Below are 24,535 nucleotides of genomic sequence, written 5' to 3'. Positions count from 1 at the left end.
GGGGCCGCCCTACACATCGAGCGACAAATTATGTTGAATGATAATGATTGTCAATTGAGAAAGAGAACTAATGCTCCTCAAAGGTGCAGAGTGAGAACTGCGACACGCTGTCGCGCCTTGGTCTGGTTGGCTAGCAGGGCAGTCGACTAATTATTTGCCAAGGTCATCCGTTCTCATTGGTGAATGGCTTCGGGCTGCAGCCCCGGACACCACAGCATTGCCAATGCCTTGCGCGGTCGGCGAAGACCGCGTCCTGCATGCCCCCGAATGGGGCGTGACGTTACGACACCGATTCCAATTGCAAGCCGAATTCAGGCAGGAAACCTCATGACCGACGCGTTCGAACTCCCCAGCACACTGGTCCAAGCCCTCCAGCGCCGCGCGGCCTTGACGCCGGATCGGGTGGCCTTGCGTTTTCTCGCCGAAACCCGGGACCAGGCTGTGGTGCTCAGTTATCGCGAGCTGGATCAGCGGGCGCGGACCATTGCCGGCGCGCTGCAGGCCGAGGCCGGTTTTGGCGATCGCGCGGTGTTGCTGTTTCCCAGTGGTCCTGATTATGTCGCGGCGTTTTTCGGTTGCCTGTATGCCGGGGTGATCGCGGTGCCGGCCTATCCGCCGGAATCGGCGCGCCGGCATCACCAGGAGCGTCTGCTGTCGATCATCGGCGATGCCGAGCCGCGCCTGTTGCTGACCAGCGCCGGGCTGCGCGATTCTTTGCTGCAGATTGAAGGCGCGCCGCCGCTGCTGTGTGTCGATACCCTCGACAGCGTCCACGCCGAACGCTGGGTCGCGCCGGACCTGGCAGACGATGACATCGCCTTCCTGCAATACACCTCCGGTTCGACCGCATTGCCCAAAGGTGTGCAGGTTAGCCACGGCAATCTGGTGGCGAATGAATTGCTGATCCGCCACGGTTTCGGCATCGACCTGAACCCCGACGACGTGATCGTCAGTTGGTTGCCGCTGTACCACGACATGGGCCTGATCGGCGGCCTGTTGCAACCGATTTTCAGCGGCGTGCCGTGCGTGTTGATGTCGCCGGCGTACTTCCTCGGCCGCCCGTTGCGCTGGCTCGAAGCGATCAGCGAATACGGCGGCACCATCAGCGGCGGGCCGGATTTTGCCTATCGCCTGTGCAGCGAACGGGTCAGTGAGTCGGCCTTGGAGCGCCTCGACCTGAGCGGCTGGCGCGTGGCCTATTCCGGGTCGGAACCGATTCGTCTCGACACCCTCGAGCGCTTCGCCGAGAAGTTCGCCAGCTGCGGTTTCAGCGAAGCCAGTTTCATGGCTTCCTACGGTCTGGCCGAAGCGACGTTGTTCGTCGCCGGTACTGCGCGTGGCCAAGGCATCGGCAATCTGCGGGTGGACGACGTGGCCCTGGCGCAAAACCGTGCCAAAGCCGGCGAGGGCAGCGCGATCATGAGCTGCGGCATCAGCCAGCCGGAGCATGCGGTGTTGATCATCGACCCGGCGTCGCTCAGCGAGCTGGCGGACAACGCGGTCGGTGAAGTCTGGGCCAGCGGCCCGAGCATCGCCCACGGCTACTGGCGCAACCCCGAGGCCTCGGCCGAGACCTTCGTCCAGCATGCCGGCAAAAGCTGGCTGCGCACCGGTGACCTGGGCTTCATCCGCGAGGGTGAATTGTTCATCACCGGGCGCCTGAAAGACATGCTGATCGTGCGCGGCCACAACCTTTATCCACAGGACATCGAGCAGACGGTCGAGCGTGAAGTGGAGGTGGTGCGCAAGGGACGCGTCGCGGCCTTTGCGGTGAATGTCGACGGTGAGGAAGGCATCGGCATTGCCGCGGAAATCAGCCGCAGCGTGCAGAAAATCCTGCCGCCCGACGGCTTGATCAAAGCCATCCGCCAGGCCGTGGCCGAGGCCTATCAGCAAGCACCGAGCGTGGTGGTGCTGCTCAATCCGGGCGCCTTGCCCAAGACCTCCAGCGGCAAACTGCAACGCTCGGCGTGCCGCAATCGCCTGGCGGATGGCAGCCTCGACAGTTATGCGCTGTTCCCTTCAGTGGTCAGCGAAAATGCAACCAACAGCGAATCCGGCTCGGAATTGCAAAGCCTGATTGGGCAGATCTGGTGCGAGCAATTGCAGGTCCAGCAGGTTGCTGCTGACGATCACTTCTTCCTGCTGGGCGGTAACTCCATCGCGGCCACGCAGGTGGTGGCGCGTCTGCGCGAACAACTCGGCCTGGAGCTCAACCTGCGCCTGCTGTTCGAAGCGCCGACCCTGGGCGCGTTCGCCGAAGCGGTGGCCCGGCAACAGCAGGACGGAGGTCTGGCCCAAGGCGCGATCACCTCGCTGTCGCGCGCCGAGGCCATGCCGCAATCCCTGGCGCAAAATCGCCTGTGGATCACCTGGCAACTCGATCCGCAGAGCAGCGCCTACAACATTCCCGGTGCCTTGCGCCTGCGTGGCGAACTGGACGAAGACGCGCTGCGCGCAAGTTTCCAGCAGTTGATCGAACGCCACGAATCCCTGCGCACGCGCTTCTTCGAGCGTGATGGTGTGGCGTTGCAGCAGGTCGATGCGGCGGCTGAATTCAATCTGCAATGCATCGACATCAGCGATTCGCCGATGGCCGAACGTAAAGCCCGGGCGCTACAAATCCGCGAGGACGAAGCGCGCACCCAGTTCGATCTGGAGAAAGGTCCGTTGCTCTGGGTGACGCTGGTGCGCCTCGACGACGAAGATCACCAGCTGCTGGTGACGATGCACCACATCATCGCTGACGGCTGGTCGATGAATGTGTTGATCGACGAATTTTCCCGGCTGTACGCGGCGGCAACCCAAGGGCAACAGGCCACGCTCGCGCCGCTGCCGACGCAGTACGCCGACTACGGCAGCTGGCAGCGCCAATGGCTGGCGCAAGGGGAGGGCGAGCGCCAACTGGCTTACTGGAAGGCGCAGTTGGGCGATGAGCATCCAACCCTCTGCCTGGCCACCGACCACCCGCGCTCGGCGCAACAGCTGCACAGCGCCGCCCGCCACACTCTGCGCCTGGACGCGACGCTTTGCGATGCCATTCGCCAGACCGCCCAGGCCCACGAAGCCACGCCGTATATGCTGTTGCTCGCCGCGTTCCAGACTTTGTTGCATCGCTACAGCGGTCAGCGCGACATCCGCATCGGCGTGCCGAATGCCAACCGTCCGCGCCTGGAAACCCAAGGTCTGATCGGCTTCTTCATCAACACCCAGGTGCTGCGCGCCGAAGTGGATTCGCGCCTGCCATTCGTTGAGCTGCTGGCGCAAACCCGCCAGGCCGCGTTGGGTGCACAGGCGCATCAGGACCTGCCGTTCGAGCAACTGCTTGAAGCTTTCCCGCAGGCCCGTGAACAAGGCCTGTTCCAGGTCATGTTCAACCACCAGCAGCGCGATCTCAGCGCCTTGAAACGCCTGCCCGGGCTGCTCGCCGAAGAGCTGCCGTGGCACAGCCGCGAGGCCAAGTTCGACCTGCAGTTGCACAGCGAAGAAGACCGCAACGGTCGCTTGAGCCTGTCCTTCGACTACGCCAGCGAGCTGTTCGATGCAGCGACCATCGAGCGTCTGGCGGAGCATTACAGCCGCCTGTTGCGTGCCGTCAGTGAGCAACCGGAAACCGCCATCGGCGACCTGCCTCTGCTGACCGGACCTGAGATTAATCAACAAGCCGAGTGGGCCGTTGCACCTTGCCCGCCTGCCAGCCAATGGCTACCGGAACTGCTCAACCAGCAAGCTCGCCAGACCCCGGAGCGCACCGCGCTGATGTGGGACGGCGGCAGCCTCGATTTCGCCGAGCTGCACACCCAGGCTAATCGCCTGGCCCACTACCTGCGCGACAAAGGCGTCGGTCCGGATGTCTGCGTGGCCATTGCTTGCGAGCGTTCGCCGCAACTGCTGATCGGCCTGCTGGCGATCATCAAGGCCGGTGGCGCCTACGTGCCGCTCGATCCGGATTACCCGGCCGAGCGCCTGGCCTACATGCTCAGCGACAGCAAGGTCGATTTGCTGCTGACGCAAACACCGTTGCTCGATCGCCTGCCTGTCAGCGAAGGCGTCAGCGTCATTGCCATGGATGCCCTGCATCTGGAAAGTTGGCCGAGCCATGCGCCGGGCCTGCATTTGCACGGCGACAACCTGGCCTACGTTATCTACACCTCCGGCTCGACCGGCCAACCGAAAGGCGTCGGCAACACCCACGCGGCCCTCGCCGAACGCCTGCACTGGATGCAGGACACTTACCGCTTGAGTGAAACCGATGTGCTGATGCAGAAAGCGCCGATCAGTTTCGACGTGTCGGTGTGGGAGTGCTTCTGGCCGTTGATCACCGGGGCCCGGCTGCTGATTGCCGGGCCGGGTGAGCACCGCGATCCGCAGCGCATCGCGCAGCTGGTCCAAGCGTACGGGGTGACCACGCTGCACTTCGTGCCGTCGCTGCTGGCGGTGTTCATCGACGAGTCGCTCAGCGCCGAATGCACCAGCCTGCGCCGGCTGTTCTGCGGTGGCGAAGCGCTGCCGGCCGAACTGCGCAACCGCGTGCTGGAACAACTGCCGGCGGTGCAATTGCACAACCGCTACGGCCCGACCGAAACTGCGATCAACGTGACCCATTGGCACTGCACCGCCGCCGATGGCGAGCGCTCGCCGATCGGTCGACCGTTGGGCAACGTCGTCTGCCGTGTCCTCGACAGCGTCCTCAACCCGGTGCCGGCCGGTGTGCCGGGGGAACTGTGCATCAGCGGTATCGGCCTGGCCCGCGGTTACCTGGGGCGTCCGGGCCTGACCGCCGAGCGTTTTGTGGTCGATCCACTGGGCGAGCAGGGCGCGCGTCTGTACCGCACCGGTGACCGTGCGCGCTGGACCAGTGATGGTGTGATCGAATACCTCGGACGTCTCGATCAGCAGGTCAAGCTGCGCGGCTTCCGTGTCGAGCCGGAGGAAATCGAAGCGCGGCTGTTGGCGCAAGTCGGCGTCACCCAGGCGGTGGTGCTTGTCCGCGAAACGTCAGCCGGCGGTCAGTTGATCGGTTACTACACCGCCGATTCCACTGAGTCCGAAGAAGCCCAAAGCACCCGCCTGAAAACCGCTCTGGCAGCCGAACTGCCGGAATACATGGTCCCGGCACAACTGATGCGCCTGGAGCAAATGCCCCTCAGTCCGAGCGGCAAACTCGACCGTCGCGCCCTGCCGGAACCCCAATGGCAGGTGCGTGAACACGTCGCGCCTGTGACTGCGCTGGAACAGCAGATCGCCGGCATCTGGCGTGAAGTGCTGGGCCTTGCACAAGTCGGCCTGTGCGATGACTTCTTTGCCCTCGGCGGCCATTCGCTGCTGGCCACGCAAATCATTTCACGCACTCGCCAGGCCTGCGACGTCGAGTTGCCGCTGCGCGCGCTGTTCGAACACAGTGAGCTGGGCGCCTTTGCCGAACAGGTGCGTTTGATCCAGGCCAGCGGCCGCACCAACGAACAGCCGCCGATCGCCAGGGTCGACCGCAGCCAACCGGTGCCGCTGTCCTATTCCCAGCAGCGCATGTGGTTCCTCTGGCAGATGGAACCGGACAGCCCGGCCTACAACGTCGGCGGCATGGCGCGCTTGCGCGGGGTGCTGGACGTCGAGCGTTTCGAGGCCGCGTTGCAGGCCTTGATCCAGCGTCACGAAACCTTGCGCACCACTTTCCCGAGCGTCGATGGCGTCGCGCGCCAGCAGGTGCATGCCGAGGCCGGCGTGCGCCTGGACTGCAAGGACTTCACCGCGCTGGATGCCGATGGCCGCGAGTGGCAAGTGCAGCAACTGGCCGACGATGAGGCGCACCAACCCTTCGATCTGGAAACCGGACCGCTGCTGCGCGCCTGCCTGGTCAAGACCGCCGAGCAGGAACACTACCTGGTGCTGACCCTGCACCACATCGTCACCGAAGGCTGGGCGATGGACATCTTCGCCCGGGAACTCAGTGCGCTGTACGAAGCCTTTGTAGACGACCGTGAATCGCCGCTGGCGCCGTTGCCGGTGCAGTACCTGGATTACAGCGTCTGGCAGCGTCAATGGCTGGAGTCCGGTGAGCGCCAGCGCCAGCTCGACTACTGGACGGCGCAACTGGGCCGTGAGCATCCGCTGCTGGAATTGCCCGCCGACCGTCCGCGTCCGCCGGTGCAAAGTCACCAGGGTGAGTTGTACCGATTCGACCTGAGCGATGAGCTGGCGGCACGGGTCCGCGCCTTCAATGCGCAAAATGGCCTGACCCTGTTCATGACCATGACCGCTGCCCTCGCCACGCTGCTCTATCGCTACAGCGGCCAGACCGACCTGCGCATCGGCGCGCCGGTGGCCAACCGCATTCGCCCGGAAAGCGAAGGGCTGATCGGCGCGTTCCTCAACACCCAGGTGTTGCGTTGCCAACTGGACGGGCAGATGTCCGTCGGCGAGTTGTTCGAGCAGGTGCGCCATACCGTGATCGAAGGCCAGTCCCATCAGGACCTGCCGTTCGACCATCTGGTGGAAGCCCTGCAGCCACCGCGCAGCGCCGCCTACAACCCGCTGTTCCAGGTGATGTGCAACGTGCAGCGCTGGGAGTTCCAGCAGAGCCGCCGCCTCGCCGGCATGACCGTTGAGTACCTGGCCAACGATGCCCGCGCGACCAAGTTCGACCTCAACCTGGAAGTCACCGATCTCGATCATCGCCTCGGTTGCTGCCTGACCTACAGCACCGACCTCTTCGACGAGCCGCGCATTGCGCGCATGGCCGCCCATTGGCGCAACCTGCTGGAGGCGCTGATTGCCGATCCGCAACAGCGCCTCGGTGAATTGCCGTTGCTCGACGCCGGCGAACAACAGCAGTTGCTCGATAGCCTTGGCGTCGAGCCGGGCGAGCATCGACTCGACCAGTGCATCCATCAGTTGTTCAGCGAACAGGCCCAAGCACGTCCCGATGCGCCGGCCTTGACCTTCGCCGGGCAGACCTTGAGTTACGCCGAACTCGACAGCCGCGCCAATCGCCAGGCCTGGATGCTGCGCGAGCGCGGCGTCGGCCCGCAGGTGCGCGTGGGCCTGGCGCTCGAGCGTTCGCTGGAGATGGTCGTCGGCCTGCTGGCGATCCTCAAGGCCGGTGGCGCCTACGTGCCGCTGGACCCGGAATACCCGCTGGATCGCCTGCACTACATGATCGAAGACAGCGGCGTCGGCCTACTGCTCAGTGACGCGGCGATGTTCCAGTCCCTTGGTGAACTGCCCGCGGGCGTTGGCCGCTGGTGCCTGGAAGAAGACAGCGCGGCGCTGGCCAACTACCCGGTCACCGAACTGCCAAACATCAACCTGCCGCAACACCAGGCCTACCTGATCTACACCTCGGGCTCCACCGGTAAACCGAAAGGCGTGGTGGTGTCCCACGGCGAAATCGCCATGCATTGTCGCGCGGTAATCGAGCGTTTCGCCATGCGCCCCGACGACTGCGAGCTGCACTTCTATTCGATCAACTTCGACGCCGCCACCGAGCGTCTGCTGGTGCCGCTGTTGAGCGGTGCCCAGGTGGTGCTGCGGGCCCAGGGCCAATGGGACGCGGAAGAAATCTGCGGCCTGATCCGTCGCCACCCCATCAACATCCTCGGTTTCACCCCGAGCTACGGCAGCCAGTTGGCGCAGTGGCTGGCAACGCAAAACGCAACCCTGCCGGTGCGCATGATCATCACTGGCGGCGAAGCGCTGACCGGTGAACACCTGGCGCGGATTCGTTCAGCGTTCAATCCCAAGCTGTTCTTCAACGCCTACGGCCCGACGGAAACCGTGGTCATGCCACTGGCCAGCCTCGCGCCCCAGGTGTTGGAAGAAGGCGCCGGCAGCGTGCCGATCGGCAGCGTGATCGGTGACCGCGTGGCCTACATTCTCGATGCCGACCTGGCGTTGGTGCCGCAAGGCGCGACCGGCGAGTTGTACGTCGGTGGTGCCGGCCTGGCCCAGGGTTATCACCAGCGTGCGGGCATGACCGCGGAACGTTTTGTGGCCAATCCCTTTGCCGGCAACGGCGGGCGTATCTACCGCACCGGCGACCTGGTGCGCCAGCGCGCCGATGGCCTGGTGGAGTACCTGGGGCGTATCGACCATCAAGTGAAGATTCGCGGTTTCCGCATCGAGCTGGGTGAGATCGAAACCCGGTTGCTGGAGCATGAATCGGTGCGCGAAGCGGTGGTGCTGGCGCTCGATGCACCGAGCGGCAAACAGCTGGTGGGTTATCTGGTCTGCGACGTCGCCGAACAGGACGAGTCCCGACAAAGCGCACTGCGCGAAGCCCTCAAGTCGCACCTCAAATCCCAGCTGCCGGATTACATGGTGCCCACGCACCTGGTCCTGCTGACCAGCATGCCGCTGACCGCCAACGGCAAACTCGACCGCCGCGCCCTGCCGGCGCCAGACCCGGAGTTGAACCGCCAGCAGTATGTGGCACCGAGCAACGAGCTGGAGCTGGCGTTGGCGCAGATCTGGTGCGAAGTGCTGAACGTCGAACAGGTCGGGCTCAACGATAACTTCTTCGAGCTCGGTGGCGACTCGATCCTGTCGATCCAGGTGGTCAGCCGCGCGCGGCAGCAGGGTATTCACTTCAGCCCCCGCGACCTGTTCCAGCACCAGACCGTGCAGACCCTCGCCGCCGTGGCGACCCGCACCGAGCAGGTCACCGCCGAGCAAGGTTTGATCAGCGGCGAGTCGCGCCTGACGCCGATCCAGCACTGGTTCTTCGACACCGCCATTCCCCAACGCCAACACTGGAACCAGGCATTGTTGCTGCAACCGAGCGTGACCCTGGAACCCCATCGCCTGGAGCAGGCGCTGCTGGCGGTGATTGAACAGCACGATGCGTTGCGCTTGCGCTTCAGCCAGGTGGGCAGTCAATGGCAAGCCCGGCACCAGGCGATGTCCGATGTGCCGGTACTGTGGCAAGTGCGCGTCACGTCCATGGACCAATGCGCCGCCCTGTTCGCCGATGCCCAGCGCAGCCTCGATCTTGCAGAAGGGCCGATGCTGCGTGTGTTGCTGGTCGATGGTCCCGAAGGCCAGCAACGCCTGTTCATCGCGATTCACCACCTGGTGATCGATGGCGTTTCCTGGCGCGTGCTGCTGGACGATCTGCAGAACGTCTATCGCCAGCTCGACGCGCAACAGCCGGTGAAACTGCCGGCCAAAACCAGCGCCTTCAAGGACTGGGCCGCACGTCTGCAGGCCTATGCCGGCAGCGAATCCCTGCGTGAAGAACTGGGCTGGTGGCAGACGCAATTGGCCGGGCCGAGCGCCGAACTGCCTTGTGATCGTCCTCAAGGTGGTCGGCAGCATCGCCATGCGCAAACCGTCAGCGTGCGCCTCGACAGCGAGCGCACCCGGCAATTGCTGCAGCAGGCGCCGAGTGCTTATCGCACCCAGGTCAACGACCTGCTGCTGACCGCGTTGGCCCGAGTATTGTGCCGTTGGAGCGGCAACGAATCGGCGCTGATCCAACTCGAAGGCCATGGCCGCGAGGCGCTGTTCGACGAGATCGACCTGACCCGCACCGTCGGCTGGTTCACCAGCGCCTATCCGCTGCGCCTGACACCTTTGAACATCGAAGAGGCGGCCGGGCAGGGCGCTTCGATCAAGGCGATCAAGGAGCAACTGCGTGCCGTGCCGCACAAGGGGCTGGGCTATGGCGTGCTGCGTTATCTGGCGGATGAGCCAAGTCGTCAGCGCATGGCCGAGCTGCCGGCGGCACCGATCACCTTCAACTACCTGGGGCAGTTCGACCAGAGTTTTGCCGCCGATGCGTTGTTCCACCCGCTGGATGAAACCATCGGCGCGGCCCACGATGCCCGGGCGCCGCTGCCCAATGAATTGAGCGTCGACAGTCAGGTCTATGGCGGCGAGCTGGTGCTGCGCTGGACCTTCAGCGCCGAACGTTACGAGCCACAGACCATCAGCGAATTGGCCGATGCTTACCTGGGCGAACTGAGCAGCTTGATCGAGCACTGCCTGGGCGCTGACGCGGGCGGTCTGACGCCGTCGGACTTCCCGCTGGCGAAACTGACCCAGGCGCAACTGGATGCGCTGCCGATTGCCGCGGCAGTGATTGAGGACGTCTACCCGCTGACGCCGATGCAGGAAGGCATGCTGCTGCACACCCTGCTGGAACCGGGCACGGGCCTGTACTACATGCAGGATCGCTACCGCATCAACAGCGAGCTCGATCCCCAGCGTTTCGCCCAGGCCTGGCAAGCGGTGATCGCCCGCCACGAAGCCCTGCGCGCCTCGTTCTGCTGGAATGTCGGCGAGGACATGCTGCAGGTGATCCACAAGCCGGGCAGCACGCCGATCGAATACCTGGACTGGAGCGACATCGTCGACGCCGAGCAGGAGCCAAAGCTGCAGGCCTTGCTCAAGTCCGAGCGCGAGGCCGGGTTCGATCTGCTCAATCAGGCACCGTTCCACCTGCGCCTGATCCGGGTGGGCGCGGCGCGCTACTGGTTCATGATGAGCAACCACCACATCCTGATCGATGCCTGGTGCCGTTCGTTGCTGATGAACGACTTCTTCGAGATCTACACCGCCCTCGGCGAAGGCCGGGAAGCGCAGTTGGCCGTGCCGCCGCGTTACCGCGACTATATCGCCTGGTTGCAACACCAGAGCCTGGCCGAAGCGCGGAATTGGTGGAAAACCAACCTGCAAGGCTTTGAGCGAACCACGCCGATTCCGAGCGACCGGCCGTTCCTGCGCGAACATGCCGGCGACAGCGGCGGCATGATCGTCGGCGATCGCTACACCCGCCTCGATGCCCGCGACGGTGCACGCCTGCGTGAACTGGCCCAGGCCCATCAGCTGACCATCAACACCTTTGCCCAGGCGGCGTGGGCCCTGGTTTTGCGCCGCTTGAGCGGTGATCGCGACGTGCTGTTCGGTGTAACGGTGGCCGGGCGTCCGGTGCAGATGCCGGAGATGCAACGCACCGTCGGCCTGTTCATCAACAGCATCGCGCTGCGGGTGAAAATGCCCGAAGACCATCAGCGTTGCAGCGTGCGCCAATGGCTGAGCGGTCTGCTCGACAGCAACATGCAGCTGCGTGAGTACGAATACCTGCCGCTGGTGAGCATCCAGGAAAATAGCGAACTGCCCAAGGGCCAGCCGCTGTTCGACAGCCTGTTCGTGTTCGAGAACGCCCCGGTGGAGGTTTCGGTACTGGACCGTGCGCAAAGCCTGAACGCGACGTCGGACTCGGGCCGCACCCACACCAACTTCCCGCTGACGGCGGTGTGTTATCCGGGGGATGACCTGGGCTTGCACCTGTCCTACGACCAGCGTTATTTCGATGAGTCCACGGTCGAGCGCATGCTCGGCGAATTCAAGCGTCTGCTGTTGGCGTTGGTCGAAGGCTTCCATGGCGACATGGCGGACCTGCCGCTGCTGGGTGCCGAAGAGCAGGACTTCCTGATCCACGGCTGCAACCAGAGCGAACACGGTTACCCCCTGGAGCTGAGCTACGTTGCATTGTTTGAAGCACAGGTGGCTGCGCATCCGCAGCGGGTCGCCGCCAGTTGCCTGGATCGGCAATACAGCTACCTGGAGCTGAACCAGTGCAGCAACCGCCTCGGTCATGCACTGATGGCGGCGGGCGTCGGGCTGGATCAGCCGGTGGCGCTGCTGGCCGAACGCAGCCTCGACCTGCTCGGCATGATCATCGGCAGCTTCAAGGCGGGTGCGGGTTATCTGCCGCTGGATCCGGGGCTGCCGAGCCAGCGCCTGGGCCGCATCATTGACCTGAGTCGCACGCCGCTGCTGGTTTGCACTCGGGCCTGTCACGAACAAGCGCTGGCGTTGCTGGATGAGTTTGGTTGCGCCAGTCGGCCGCGGTTGCTGGTCTGGGAAGAAGTGCAGGCGAGCGATGTATCGGTGGTCAATCCGGGCATCCACAGCGGGCCGGATAACCTGGCCTACGTGATCTACACCTCCGGCTCCACCGGTTTGCCCAAGGGCGTGATGGTCGAACAGCGCGGCATGCTCAACAACCAGTTGAGCAAGGTGCCGTACCTGGACCTGAGCGCGGCCGACGTGATTGCCCAGACCGCTTCGCAAAGCTTCGATATTTCCGTGTGGCAGTTCCTCGCCGCGCCGTTGTTCGGCGCGCGGGTGGACATCGTGCCGAACGCCATCGCCCACGACCCGCAAGGCTTGCTCGCCCACGTTCAGAGCCAGGGCATCACCGTGCTGGAAAGCGTGCCGTCGCTGATCCAGGGCATGCTCGCCCAGGAGCGCATGGGCCTCGACGGCCTGCGCTGGATGCTGCCGACAGGGGAGGCGATGCCGCCGGAACTGGCGCATCAATGGCTGCTGCGCTACCCGCAGATCGGGCTGGTGAATGCCTATGGCCCGGCGGAATGCTCGGATGACGTGGCGTTCTTCCGCGTCGACCTGGCCTCCACCCGCGGCAGTTATTTGCCGATCGGTACGCCGACCGACAACAACCGCCTGTACCTGCTCGACGGTGCGCTGGAACTGGTGCCGCTGGGTGCGGTGGGCGAGTTGTGTGTCGCGGGCACCGGGGTCGGGCGCGGCTACGTCAGCGATCCGCTGCGCACTGCCCAGGTGTTCGTGCCGAACCCGTTCGGTGCACCGGGCGAGCGTCTGTATCGCACCGGCGACCTGGCCCGCCGTCGCACTGACGGCGTGCTGGAATACGTCGGGCGGATCGACCATCAGGTGAAGATTCGCGGCTACCGCATCGAACTGGGTGAAATCGAAGCGCGCCTGCATGAACAACCGCAAGTCCGCGACGCGGCGGTCGGTGTCCAGGAAGGGGTCAATGGCAAGCATCTGGTGGGCTATCTGGTGGCGGCGGATTCGACGCTCGATCCGTCTGAACGCCTGGAGCGCATCAAGCAACGCCTGCGCGCCGAGCTGCCGGAATACATGGTGCCGCTGCACTGGCTGTGGCTCGACAAGCTGCCCCTCAACGCCAACGGCAAACTGGACCGCAAGGCCCTGCCCGCACTGGAGATCGGCCAGCTGCAAAGCCAGGACTACCAGGCGCCGCGCAACGACCTGGAGCAGACTTTGGCGGACATCTGGGCCGAGGTGCTGAAGGTGGAGAAAGTCGGCATCCGCGACAATTTCTTCGAATTGGGCGGGCATTCGCTGTTGGCCACGCAGATCGCCTCGCGGGTGCAGAAAACCCTGCAGCGCGATGTGCCGCTGCGGGCGATGTTCGAATGCAGCACGGTGGAGGAGCTTTCTGCGTACATCGATGGGTTGGCGGCCAGTGAGATCACCGAGGAGAAGGTGGATCGGTTGAATGATCTGATGGCGGAGTTGGAGGGGCTGTAATTCTTTAGTGCTTGTACCGGCCTCTTCGCGAGCAAGCCCGCTCCCACATTGGATCGCGTTCAACTGTGGGAGCCAGCCTGCTGGCGATGAGGTTGTACGTATGCATACATTCGTGTGATTGACTACAGACCCTCATCCGCTCAGTCTTCCTGTTCCCTTTCCACCGGCGGAGCCACTCGATGCCCTTCGTAACGATAGACGGCCAACCCCTCCACTACCTCGATCAAGGCACCGGCCCGGCAGTCCTGCTGGCGGGCAGTTACCTGTGGGACCAGGCCATGTGGGCCCCGCAGATCGCCGCGTTGTCGCAACAGTATCGGGTAATCGCCCTGGACCTGTGGGGCCACGGTGAATCCGGGCCGCTGCCTGCCGGCACAACGTCGCTGGATGACATCGCACGCCAGGCCCTGGCGCTGCTCGATCACCTGGACATCGATCGCGTGACCCTGGTCGGCCTGTCGGTGGGTGGCATGTGGGGTGTGCGCCTGGCGTTGGCAGCGCCGCAACGGCTCAACGGGCTGGTGTTGATGGACACTTACGTCGGTGTCGAACCGGAGCCGACCCGGCAATACTATTTTTCGCTGTTCAAGATGATTGAAGAAACCGGCGTCATCTCGCCGCAATTGCTGGATATCGTGGTGCCGATCTTTTTCCGTCCGGGCATCGATCCGCAGTCGGCGCTGTATCAGGACTTCCGCAGCAAACTCGCCGCGCTGCCGCCTGAGCGTTTGCGTGAAAGCATCGTGCCGATGGGGCGGATTACCTTTGGCCGGGATGACCTGTTGCCGCGTCTGGGGCAATTGAATGCCGCGACCACGCTGGTGATGTGTGGCGATCAGGACAAACCACGTCCGCCGAGTGAAACGCAGGAAATGGCCGGGTTGATTGGTTGCCCGTATGTGCTGGTGCCGGAGGCGGGGCATATTTCCAATCTGGAGAATCCGGGGTTTGTCACTCAAGCGTTGCTGCAGTTTCTAAACGAGAGAACCCGAGCGACCGCGTAATCGTTCTTCGCGAGCAAGCCCGCTCCCACAGTAGATCCCGGTCAAAATGTGGGAGCGGGCTTGCTCGCGAAGGCGTCGGTGAGTTCACCACCGAATCTTCGGAAAACTACTTCGGCCCAAGAATCTGCGCCAACTTATCCGGCGAAGGCGCCCCTTGCTGTTGCTGCAACTCGCCCTTGTCATCCATATAGAAAATCGCCGGAGTGGCCTGCAGCTCCAGGTCTTCCATCAATTGCATATTGGCCGCGAGCTTGGCCTGGATCGCCGGTGGCACTTCTTTCAAGGCCTTGAGCGAGCTGCCCTTGCCAGCCGCTTCGTGGTCCGCCAGGGCTTTTTGCGGGTCCTTCGCAGCCAGCAGCGCGGCGGATTTGCCCGGGCTGTCCTCGCGAATGATCCCGACCATGATGTGCCGCAACTGCACCTTGCCGGCCTTGACCCACGGCCGCGCCTGTTCCCAGAACATGTTGCAGTAAGGGCAGTTCGGGTCGCTGAACATGTAGACAATGCGTGGCGCATCCTTCTTGCCGTCGGCGATCCAGTTGCTCGTTTCCATCTTGGCCCAGACTTCCTTGGACATCGGCGCGTACACCAGTTTCTGCAACGGCGCGCTGCTCAGGTCATTGCCTTTCTCGTCGTACAGGTTGCCCAGCAATACATGCTTGCCATCGGGCGTCAGGTACAGCGCCATGCCGCGGTTCTGGTATTGCGCCGCGTACCCGCGCAAGCCGTCGGGGGCGTCGAATTGACCGACGATTTTCGCGCCCTTGGCTTCGATCTTCTTGATCGCCTCGGGCAGCTCTTCGGCCTGCACCGATGGCAGGTGCAGCAGGGCGGCACCCAGGCTCAGGGTCAGCAGGTGGCGGAGGCGGGGCATGGCAGTTTCCTTGCAGAAGTGGCAGGTACGGAATCGAAGTTTTCCAGGGCGCGGGCCAGGCTGGCTTGCGACAGCTCGCCCAGGTGGCTGCCCAGCAGGCGGCCGTCGGGACTATAGAACAGCGTAGTCGGCAAGGCCATTGAGCCGACAGCCTGGCCCAGGCGACCGCTGCCGTCGAACAGCACGTTGGACAGGCTCAGGCCCTGGGTCTCCAGGAAGGTGCTGACACTTTGCATGCTTTCGGCCTGGTTGACGAACAGGAAGGTCAGGTCCGGGCGTTGCATCTGGGCGTGTTCCAGCACCGGCATTTCCCGGCGGCAGGGCGGGCACCAGGTGGCCCACAAATTGATCACCAGCGGGCCACCCTTGTAGTCCGCCAGTTGCACGGTTTCACCGGCGGAATTGCGCAGGGTGATCTCCGGCAGGCGCGTGCCCTGTTCATAAATGGTCAGCGAGAAGGTCGCCAGCAACCAGAACGCCAGGCCGCTGGCCACGCCGAAGCCCAGCGGACGGCGCAGGCCCGGGCGACGCCAGCCCCGGTACAGCGCGGCGAGCACCAGCGCGATGACCCCTGGCCAGGCGAGGAACCCGCCATCGCGCAGGTCGATGACCTGCCACGGATCGCTGCGATAGTGGGCCCAGTAAACGGCGACGAAACCGATCCGCGCCGCGAGCATGCCGATCAGGAAAAGGCTAAACAGCACCGACTCGGGGTTCTCGCCACCGCGCTTGGCCACCCGCCAACCGACGAACGTCGCCAGCACCAATGCACTGATCAGCAGCAAATGGTTGAGCGCGATGGCAAAGGTGCCGAGAGTAAAGGTCAGCATTAACGGGCGTCTCGGGTGGTGGTCCAGCGTTGCAGGAAAGTGTCGGCATCGACCTCGCCGGTGATGCGCTGGCTGCGTCGCTCGAGGCCGTCGGCACCTATCCACAGCAAGCTCGGTGGGCCTGGCACTTTGTAATGGCCGAGCAGTTCACGGCTGGCGGCATTGTCGGCGGTGACGTCCAGTCGGAGCAAGCGCACGTCGCTCAGGGCTTCCATTACCTTCGCTTTGCCGAAAACCTGTTTTTCCATGACCTTGCACGACACGCACCAGTCGGCGTAGTAGTCCAGCAGCACCCACTGGCCTTGCGCCTGCGCCGCGTCGAGTTCGCGCTGCAAGGCCGCAGGGTCCTTGATGGTGGTAAAGGCGTCGTGGCCGCTGGGCACGGCGGCGACGGCCGAGCCGGAAGTGCGGAACACCTGCAATGGCTTGAACAGGTCATCACTGCCTCCCGCCGCGCCGATCATCAACAGGCTGCCCCACAAACCCAGCAGGAGCGAAGTGGCGCCGAACAGATGGGCGATGCGCCCAAATCCGTCCGACTGCTTCCAGGCGCTGTAGGCCGCGACCAGCAGCAATGCACCACACAAGCCGACCCACAGCGACTCATCCAGCACCGGGCGCAGCATCAGCAATGCCGTGGCGAGGAACAGGAAGCCGAAGATGCCCTTGAGCAGCTTCATCCAGGCGCCAGGCTTGGGCAGGAAACGATTGCCCACCGTCACCAGCAGCAACAACGGCACACCGATGCCGATGCCCATGGCAAACAGGATCAACCCACCGTGCAGCGCGTTGCCGCTCTGCGCGATATAAAGCAGCGCGCCGGCCAGCGGCGCGGTCATGCACGGGCCGACCAGCAGGCCGGACAACGCGCCCAAGGCACCTGCGCCGACCAGGCTGCCACCGCGCTGGTTGCGCGAGACGTTTTCCAGGCGATCACGCACCGCCACCGGCAGTTGCAGCTCGAAGAAACCGAACATCGGCAAGGCCAGCAGCACGAAAATCGCCGCGAAACTGCCCAGCAACCAAGGGTTTTGTAGCCAGGCTTGCAGGTTCGCCCCGAGGGATGCGGCCAGCACACCCATCGCCGCGTACACCAGCGCCATGCTCACCACATAACTGCCGGCCAGGGCCACTCCGCGCCGGGGTGTTGCGCCGCTGCCGACGATCAACCCGGCCAGAATCGGCAGCATCGGCAGCGAGCAGGGGGTGAACGCCAGCAGCAGGCCCAGGCCGAAGAACACCAGCAGGCTCCAGCCCAGGGCGCGTTGCTGCAGATTGCTGGCCAGGGCCTGGTCCGGCGCTTCATTGGCCGTGCCCAGGGCGTTCGAGTTGCCCAGGTCCACGACCCGGGTTTGCGGTGGATAACACAGCCCGGCATCGGCGCAGCCCTGGTAACTGACCTTGACCTGACCACTGGCGCCCGCCGGGAGCTTCAGCTCCAGGCCTTGACGATAAACCTGCTGTTCACCGAAAAACTCGTCGCTGTGGGCTTCGCCTTCCGGCAGCGCGGGATGCTGTTCGACAGCCAGACCGTCGAATTTCAAGCGTTTCTGATACAGGTAATAACCGTCGGCAATCTGCCAGAACAGCTGGGTTTCGCCAGACTCAAGGCGCTCGGAGGTGAAAACGAACGCTTTGTCGACGGGCAGGAAGTCGGGTTTGGTCTCGAACGGATTGCCGCCCGCCTGGGTCAGGCCGGAGAACAGCAGGGCGACGAGTAGAAACAGCTGACGCATGGAAAAGCCTTATCCTTTAGCAAGTGAGCTGCACAATGGGTGGTGTCGATTAACCGATGATTAACTCTGGTCGCCGGGTTTCAGCGGCAGTTGCGGCATAATGTCCGCTTAATCGGTCGATGGCCTAATCAGCGTTATTTGCACGAGGCTCTCCATGCACGTACTGGTTTGCGAAGACGATGAGTTGATTGCCAGCGGCATCGTCGCCGGCCTGACGGCCCAGGGCCTGACCGTGGAACATGTCGCCACCGCGTCGGCGGCCCGGGCGATGCTCAAGGTCGCCGAATTTGATGTCATGGTGCTCGACCTCGGGCTGCCGGACGAAGACGGTCTGAAACTCCTGCAGCAACTGCGTCACAACGGCCTGGAGTTGCCGGTACTGATTCTCACGGCCCGCGACTCGGTCACCGATCGGGTCGACGGCTTGCAGGCCGGTGCCGACGATTATCTGCTCAAGCCGTTCGACCTGCGCGAACTCGCCGCGCGGCTGCACACGCTGTTGCGGCGGGTGGCCGGTCGCAGCGTCAACCTGATCGAGCACGGCGCCCTGACCTACGACCCGAGCAGCCGCGAAACCACCCTGGCCGGCCAGCCGGTGGACCTGTCGCGCCGCGAGCAGTCGCTGTTGCAGGCGCTACTGCATAACCGCGGCCGGGTGCTGTCGACCGAGCAGCTCAAGGACAGCGTCTACGGTTTTAACGACGAACTGGAGAGCAATGCCCTCAACGTCCATATCCATCACCTGCGGCGCAAGCTCGGCAACGGCATCGTCGAGACCGTGCGCGGCCTGGGCTATCGCCTGGGGCCGGCCGATGGCGGAGATCAATCGAAGTGATGAGCCTGCGTTTGCGCCTGAGCCTGACGCTCGGCGGCGCCTTTGCCCTGATCTGGGCGCTGGCCGCGGCCTGGATGCTCAGCGACCTGCGCAATCAGATGATGTTTTCCCTCGACCAGCGCCTGGTGGCCTCGGCGCGCATGGTCGCCGGGCTCATGGAGCAATTACCGGCGTTGCCAAGCAAGGGCGAGGGCACCCATTTCAGCGCTGAACAACTGAACATTCCCGGTGGCATGGCGTGTCAGGTCAGTTCGTTGCGCGGGGAAATCCTCGCCCGCAGCCACAGCGATCCGGGGCAAACCCTGGAAGCCGAGAAAATGGGCTTCCACGACCAGATCATCGACGGCGCGCCATGGCGCAGTTTCACCCTGGCCCGTGGCGATTTGCGGATCACCACGGCCGATCGGCAGATTGAACGCGAGGCGCTGAACATGTCGATCCTGTTGGCCGCTTCGGTGCCGGTGGGCGTGGCGCTGCTCGGCTGCCTGTGCCTGCTCTGGCTCGGCATCGGCCAGGGGCTGGCGCCGCTCAATCGCATGCGCGACGCCTTGATGCGCCGCAGCCCTGACTCCCTGGAGCCTTTGCAGGTGCAGCCGTTGCCCAGCGAACTGCAACCGCTGCTCGACACACAGAACCAGTTGTTCCAGCGCATCGGCAAGACCATCGAACGGGAACGGCGGCTGACCGGTGACGCGGCCCACGAACTGCGCAGCCCCCTGACCGCGATCAAGACCCACCTGCAAGTGGCGCGCATGACCGACGGCGCGGCCCGGGATCAATCCCTGGCCCGGGCCGAAGAGGGTGCTGACCGTCTGCACCGAACCCTTGAGCAATTGCTGTTGCTGGCGCGGGTCGAGGGCAGCCTGTCGTTCGACGATGGCGTGCAGTGCAGTGCCGAGCAGGTGGCGAAACTGGCGATCCAGGATGCAGCCGGGGGTGATCGTCAGCGCATCAAGCTCCATCTGCCAACAAGGGCTTCTCCCGCTCCGGTGAAAATGCCCGCGGTGCTGTCGATTGCTGCACTGCGCAACCTGTTGGATAACGCCTTGCGCCATACACCCGGCAACGGGCCGGTGGAGCTGAGTCTGGAAACCACCGGCAACCGCGTGCAGTTCGTGGTTCGCGACCATGGCCCGGGCATTGCCGACGACGACCTGCAACACTTGACCCAACGCTTCTGGCGCAACGGCCAGAGCAACGGCTGCGGCCTCGGTTTGGCGATCGTCCAGGCGATCGTCCAGCGCTGCGGCTGTACCCTGCGTTTCGACAGTCGGTCGGATGGATTGCGGGTGGAGCTGACGATGCCGTTGCAACCCCTCTGACGCACATGAGATGTAACTTCTCGACATTGGCCGCCTGGACCTTCCACGACTATCGTTTTGCTCACTCTCAACGGATTGAGGTGACAGCACCATGGAACCATCGATACGCACCTGCCAGGCAACCCCGGCCGACGCCGGCATCATCAGCCGCATCATCGAGCGCTCCATCCGGGTCGGTTGCGCGCTCGACCATCGCAACGATCCGCACATCGTTGCCACCTGGACCCACAACAAGACCATCCAGCACATCCAGCCGTGGCTGACCGATCAGCGGTTGTACCTGAGCATCGCCCTGCTGCAGGACAAGCCGGTAGGCGTTGCCATGGCCGCGACCAGCGGCACGCTCGCGTTCTGTTACGTGCAGCCGGAATCGTTCCGGCGAGGGGCGGGGCTGGCGCTGGTGCAAGACCTCGAAGGCTGGTTGGTCGCCCGGGGCCTGAACCAGGCGCGACTCTATAGCACCAAGACCAGCGAAGCGTTTTATCGGCGCCTGGGCTACCAGCGGTGTGCCCGATCCTTCATGGTCGCGGGGCTTCACGCCATCCCCATGCACAAAGGCCTGGCGTCACCTTCATGGAAAGACGATCAAGGGTCTAAATCCCCGGCGCCCTGATGCGTTTCCAGAACAGGAAAACCTTATTGAGGGGTCGAGAGATGTCAGTCGCTACCAGGCTTATGGAAGACCAGTCGGCCCGGATCACTCCGGTGCCGGCCGAGACGCTTTATCAGTTCAACGAATCGCCGTTGCTGGCGCGTCAGAGCCAGCAGGAGTCCAATGCCCGCAGTTACCCGCGGCGCATTCCCCTGGCACTCAAACGCGCCAAGGGCCTGTATGTCGAAGACGTCGAAGGCCGCACCTTCATCGATTGCCTGGCGGGCGCCGGGACGCTGGCCCTGGGGCACAACCACCCGGTGGTGATCGAAGCGATCCAGCGCGTGCTGGCGGACGAACTGCCGCTGCACACCCTGGACCTGACCACGCCGGTCAAGGATCAGTTCGTCCAGGACCTGTTCGGCTTGTTACCGCCAGCCTTGGCCGCTGAAGCGAAGATCCAGTTCTGCGGTCCTACCGGTACCGACGCGGTGGAAGCCGCCTTGAAACTGGTTCGCACCGCCACCGGCCGCAGCACCGTGCTGTCGTTCCAGGGCGGCTACCACGGCATGAGCCAGGGCGCGCTGAGCCTGATGGGCAGCCTCGGGCCGAAAAAACCCTTGGGTGCCTTGCTCAGCAGTGGCGTGCAGTTCATGCCGTACCCCTACGATTACCGTTGCCCGTTTGGCCTGGGCGGTGCGCAGGGGGTGAAGGCCAACCTCAACTACCTGGAAAACCTGCTGAACGATCCAGAGGCCGGCGTGCAACTGCCCGCGGCGGTGATCGTCGAGGTGGTGCAGGGGGAGGGCGGGGTCATCCCGGCCGATCTCGACTGGTTACGCGGCTTGCGCCGGATCACCGAAATAGCCGGCGTGGCGTTGATCGTCGACGAGATCCAGAGTGGCTTCGCGCGCACCGGCAAGATGTTTGCTTTCGAGCACGCCGGGATCATTCCGGACGTGGTGGTGATGTCGAAAGCCATCGGCGGCAGCTTGCCATTGGCCGTGGTGGTCTATCGCGACTGGCTCGACACCTGGCTGCCGGGCGCCCATGCCGGGACCTTCCGCGGCAATCAAATGGCGATGGCCGCCGGTTCTGCGGTGATGCGTTACCTGGTGGAGCACAAGGTCTGCGAACACGCCGCCGCCATGGGCGAACGCCTCGGCGAGCACCTGCGCATCCTGCAGCGCGACTTTCCGCAGCTGGGCGATATTCGGGGTCGAGGCCTGATGCTCGGGGTGGAGCTGGTCGATCCGACCGGCGCGCCCGATGCCCTGGGTCACCCACCGTCGTTTGCGCGACTGGCGCCGCTGGTGCAGCGCGAATGCCTCAAGCGCGGCTTGATTCTTGAACTGGGCGGGCGACATGGCGCGGTGGTGCGTTTCCTGCCACCGCTGGTGATCACCGCCGCGGAAATCGATCGAGTGGCCGAGATTTTCGGCCGGGCATTGGCCGCTGCCACCGCCAGTCTCTAAATTTTTCGGGCCCTGCAACGTTCCTTCTACATAGCGGCTGTACACAGCGTACAGCCCACCCTACAGCGATGGAGAGACAGCATGACGTCAGTATTCGACCGTGAGGACATCCTCTTTCAGGTCGTGGTCAACCATGAAGAGCAATACTCGATCTGGCCCGACTACAAAGCCGTGCCCGAGGGCTGGCGTACCGTGGGCAAGAGCGGGCTGAAAAAGGAATGCCTGGCCTACATCGAAGAGACCTGGACCGATATGCGTCCGCTGAGCCTGCGCCAGAAGATGGACGAGCAGGCGGCAGTGGCGCACTAAGCCATCTCGCATGAAAAGGCCCGCTGAACCGGTCAGGTCAGCGGGCTTTTTTGTATCTGGGGGCGACATGCCCTTGTAGGAGCCCGGCTTGCCGGCGAAGGCGTCATCGAGGGCCTCTTCGCCGGCAAGCCAGCTCCTACAATGTTTTGCGCCGCACGTGAATCGATGGCCGCCGCGGACCTGTAGGAGCCCGGCTTGCCGGCGAAGGCGTCCTCGTGGGCCTCTTCGCTGGCAAGCCAGCTCCTACAATGGGTTGTGCAGCGCGTGAATCGATGGCCGCCGCGGACCTGTAGGAGCCCGGCTTGCCGGCGAAGGCGTCCTTGCGGGCCTCTTCGCTGGCAAGCTGAACTGGTCAAGTAATCCCGGACACCGATTACGGTGTTTATGCCGCTTTTTGCTCCATAGCTATTGGCGACAGGTAGTTGTTGTAGCTGTGGAGCCTGGTGCGGTTGTAATACATGAAGAAGCGCACCATGTCGGTTTTTGCTTCTTCGACCATGCTGTAGCCGCTGCGGGGAACCCATTCTGATTTCAGTGTGCCGAAAAAACGCTCTGTTGGAGCGTTGTCCCAGCACTGTCCGCGATGACTCATGCTCTGCAAAATGCCGTGGCGGGCCAGTTCTTCTTGAAACTTACGACTGGTGTACTGACAGCCCTGATCCGAGTGGAACATCAGTCCCGGCGGGCAGGTTCGTACCTCTGTCGCCATGCGTAGCGCCTTGCTCACCAAGTTGGCGTCATTGACTAGAGAGAATGCCCAGCCAATGACTCGACGAGCAAACAGGTCAATTACGATGGCCAGGTGAACCCAGCGCTTACCCACCATCAAGCTGGTAACGTCGCCACACCAGACCTGATCAACAGCAGCCGGTTTGAAGTTGCGTTTGAGTCGATTAGGCGCAACAAATGCTTCAACCCCTTGGACCTGAATGGATGCGGCTGGCGTTGTTTACTGACAATGTTGGCCTCCCTCATCAGTGTTCTGACAAGACTCCTTCCGACCGCTATGTTTTGCGACTTCAGGCCCTTGCTAATCATCCTGGAACCCATGGCTTCACGGCTTTCGCTGTGCAGTTCAACCACTTTCAGCTTGAGCTCCTCGCGTCTGACCTGCGGCTTGGCGAGCCGCTGAAGCCACTCATAAAAGCTGCTGCGCTTCACACCAAAAACGCGACACACGATAGCCGTCGGGAATGACTCTCTTAGCTCCGCAATCATCGAAAACGATCGGGATCCGACATCAAGAGAGCGGTAGCCTTTTTTAAGATCTCGGCCTCCATCTCCATACGCTTGATCTTGGCTTTTAGCTCCTGAATCTGGCGCTGATCTTCGGTAATCGCCTTGGTGCCTTTGACGGCCTGGCCCTCGCGTTCCTTGCGAACCTGATCGACCCAGCGCCGTAAAGCGGTGGGCCCGATATCCAGCGATGCACAAACATCTGGAACCGAACAGTTATCATCAAGCACCATGCTGGCAGCCTGAAGCTTGAACTCGCGGGTGTAGACCTTTCTTTCGTTCATGGAACCTCCAAGTTGGCGAAATCATATCGCCCTTAAGAGGTGTCCGGAATAATTAGGCCAGTTCAAGCCAGCTCCTACAATGTTTTGCGCCGCACGTGAATCGGTGGCCGCCGCGGACCTGTAGGAGCCCGGCTTGCCGGCGAAGGCGTCCTCGAGGGCCTCTTCGCTGGCAAGCCAGCTCCTACAATGGGTTGTGCAGCGCGTGAATCGATGGCCGCCGCGGACCTGTAGGAGCCCGGCTTGCCGGCGAAGGCGTCCTCGAGGGCCTCTTCGCTGGCAAGCCAGCTCCTACAATGGGTTGTGCAGCGCGTGAGTCGATGGCCGCCGCGGACCTGTAGGAGCCCGGCTTGCCGGCGAAGGCGTCCTCGAGGGCCTCTTCGCTGGCAAGCCAGCTCCTACAATGGGGTTGTGCAGCGCGTGAATCGATGGCCGCCGCGGACCTGTAGGAGCCCGGCTTGCCGGCGAAGGCGTCCTCGAGGGCCTCTTCGCTGGCAAGCCAGCTCCTACAATGGGTTGTGCAGCGCGTGAGTCGATGGCCGCCGCGGACCTGTAGGAGCCCGGCTTGCCGGCGAAGGCGTCCTCGAGGGCCTCTTCGCTGGCAAGCCAGCCCCTACAATGGGTTGTGCAGGGCGTGAGTCGGTGGCCGCCGCGGACCTGTAGGAGCCCGGCTTGCCGGCGAAGGCGTCCTCGAGGGCCTCTTCGCTGGCAAGCCAGC

13 protein-coding genes are annotated in these 24,535 nt (G+C 63.6%); 7 read left to right on the top strand and 6 right to left on the bottom strand.

What is annotated here, in order from left to right:
• The first annotated feature begins 327 nt into the window (after positions 1–327).
• Together DKB71_RS24440 and DKB71_RS24435 are read left to right on the top strand one after the other, a co-directional pair.
• Entirely contained in the window at positions 328–13,323 is a 12,996-nt protein-coding gene (locus DKB71_RS24440) for a non-ribosomal peptide synthetase (RefSeq protein ID WP_408597965.1), read from the top strand.
• 179 nt (positions 13,324–13,502) lie between these two features.
• Positions 13,503–14,327, top strand: a complete 825-nt coding sequence (locus DKB71_RS24435; RefSeq protein ID WP_408597963.1) for an alpha/beta fold hydrolase — start codon at positions 13,503–13,505, stop codon at positions 14,325–14,327.
• Positions 14,328–14,433: 106 nt separating this feature from the next.
• On the opposite strand, the gene dsbG is transcribed toward DKB71_RS24435, so the two are convergent.
• The 3 genes from dsbG to dsbD are packed head-to-tail and all read right to left on the bottom strand — an operon-like array spanning position 14,434 to position 17,767.
• Positions 14,434–15,201 (bottom strand): thiol:disulfide interchange protein DsbG, encoded by a 768-nt coding sequence (gene dsbG / locus DKB71_RS24430; protein ID WP_274073258.1) that lies wholly within the window; start codon positions 15,199–15,201, stop codon positions 14,434–14,436.
• Positions 15,177–16,031, bottom strand: coding sequence for a prolipoprotein diacylglyceryl transferase family protein (locus tag DKB71_RS24425; RefSeq protein ID WP_408597961.1), 855 nt, complete (start codon positions 16,029–16,031; stop codon positions 15,177–15,179). Before DKB71_RS24425 ends, dsbG begins: the two co-directional genes overlap by 25 nt.
• On the bottom strand, positions 16,031–17,767 hold the full coding sequence (gene dsbD / locus DKB71_RS24420) for a protein-disulfide reductase DsbD (protein ID WP_408597959.1): 1,737 nt from the start codon (positions 17,765–17,767) through the stop codon (positions 16,031–16,033). Before dsbD ends, DKB71_RS24425 begins: the two co-directional genes overlap by 1 nt.
• A gap of 154 nt (positions 17,768–17,921) precedes the next feature.
• Between dsbD and DKB71_RS24415 the strand changes: the two genes are divergently transcribed.
• From DKB71_RS24415 to DKB71_RS24395, 5 genes are all read left to right on the top strand, one after another.
• Positions 17,922–18,602: a response regulator gene (locus DKB71_RS24415; RefSeq protein ID WP_034151358.1), complete on the top strand. Its 681-nt coding sequence runs from the start codon at positions 17,922–17,924 to the stop codon at positions 18,600–18,602.
• Positions 18,599–19,924: an ATP-binding protein gene (locus tag DKB71_RS24410; RefSeq protein ID WP_408597956.1), complete on the top strand. Its 1,326-nt coding sequence runs from the start codon at positions 18,599–18,601 to the stop codon at positions 19,922–19,924. Before DKB71_RS24415 ends, DKB71_RS24410 begins: the two co-directional genes overlap by 4 nt.
• A gap of 91 nt (positions 19,925–20,015) precedes the next feature.
• Positions 20,016–20,537 (top strand): GNAT family N-acetyltransferase, encoded by a 522-nt coding sequence (locus DKB71_RS24405; RefSeq protein ID WP_408597954.1) that lies wholly within the window; start codon positions 20,016–20,018, stop codon positions 20,535–20,537.
• A 41-nt stretch (positions 20,538–20,578) separates the two neighbouring features.
• A complete protein-coding gene (locus DKB71_RS24400; RefSeq protein ID WP_408597952.1) occupies positions 20,579–21,991 on the top strand; it encodes an aspartate aminotransferase family protein in 1,413 nt (470 codons plus the stop codon).
• 81 nt (positions 21,992–22,072) lie between these two features.
• Positions 22,073–22,300 carry an MbtH family protein gene (locus DKB71_RS24395; protein ID WP_128608950.1) on the top strand — a complete coding sequence of 76 codons (228 nt, stop codon included), beginning with the start codon at positions 22,073–22,075 and terminating at the stop codon, positions 22,298–22,300.
• Positions 22,301–22,682: 382 nt separating this feature from the next.
• On the opposite strand, the gene DKB71_RS24390 is transcribed toward DKB71_RS24395, so the two are convergent.
• Genes DKB71_RS24390 through DKB71_RS24380 form a run of 3 tightly spaced genes read right to left on the bottom strand, consistent with a single transcriptional unit; the run spans position 22,683 to position 23,820 of the window.
• Entirely contained in the window at positions 22,683–23,231 is a 549-nt protein-coding gene (locus tag DKB71_RS24390) for an IS3 family transposase (RefSeq protein ID WP_408601152.1), read from the bottom strand.
• Positions 23,126–23,518, bottom strand: coding sequence for an IS3 family transposase (locus DKB71_RS24385; RefSeq protein WP_408597950.1), 393 nt, complete (start codon positions 23,516–23,518; stop codon positions 23,126–23,128). Before DKB71_RS24385 ends, DKB71_RS24390 begins: the two co-directional genes overlap by 106 nt.
• Positions 23,515–23,820 (bottom strand): transposase, encoded by a 306-nt coding sequence (locus DKB71_RS24380; protein ID WP_323609148.1) that lies wholly within the window; start codon positions 23,818–23,820, stop codon positions 23,515–23,517. Before DKB71_RS24380 ends, DKB71_RS24385 begins: the two co-directional genes overlap by 4 nt.
• Positions 23,821–24,535 lie beyond the last annotated feature (715 nt).

The organism is Pseudomonas sp. PLMAX, from assembly GCF_046042685.1.
Classification (GTDB): Bacteria; Pseudomonadota; Gammaproteobacteria; order Pseudomonadales; family Pseudomonadaceae; genus Aquipseudomonas; species Aquipseudomonas putida_AE.
Note: the sequence above shows the minus strand (reverse complement) of the source record. Positions and strands in the feature narration are given on the sequence as shown.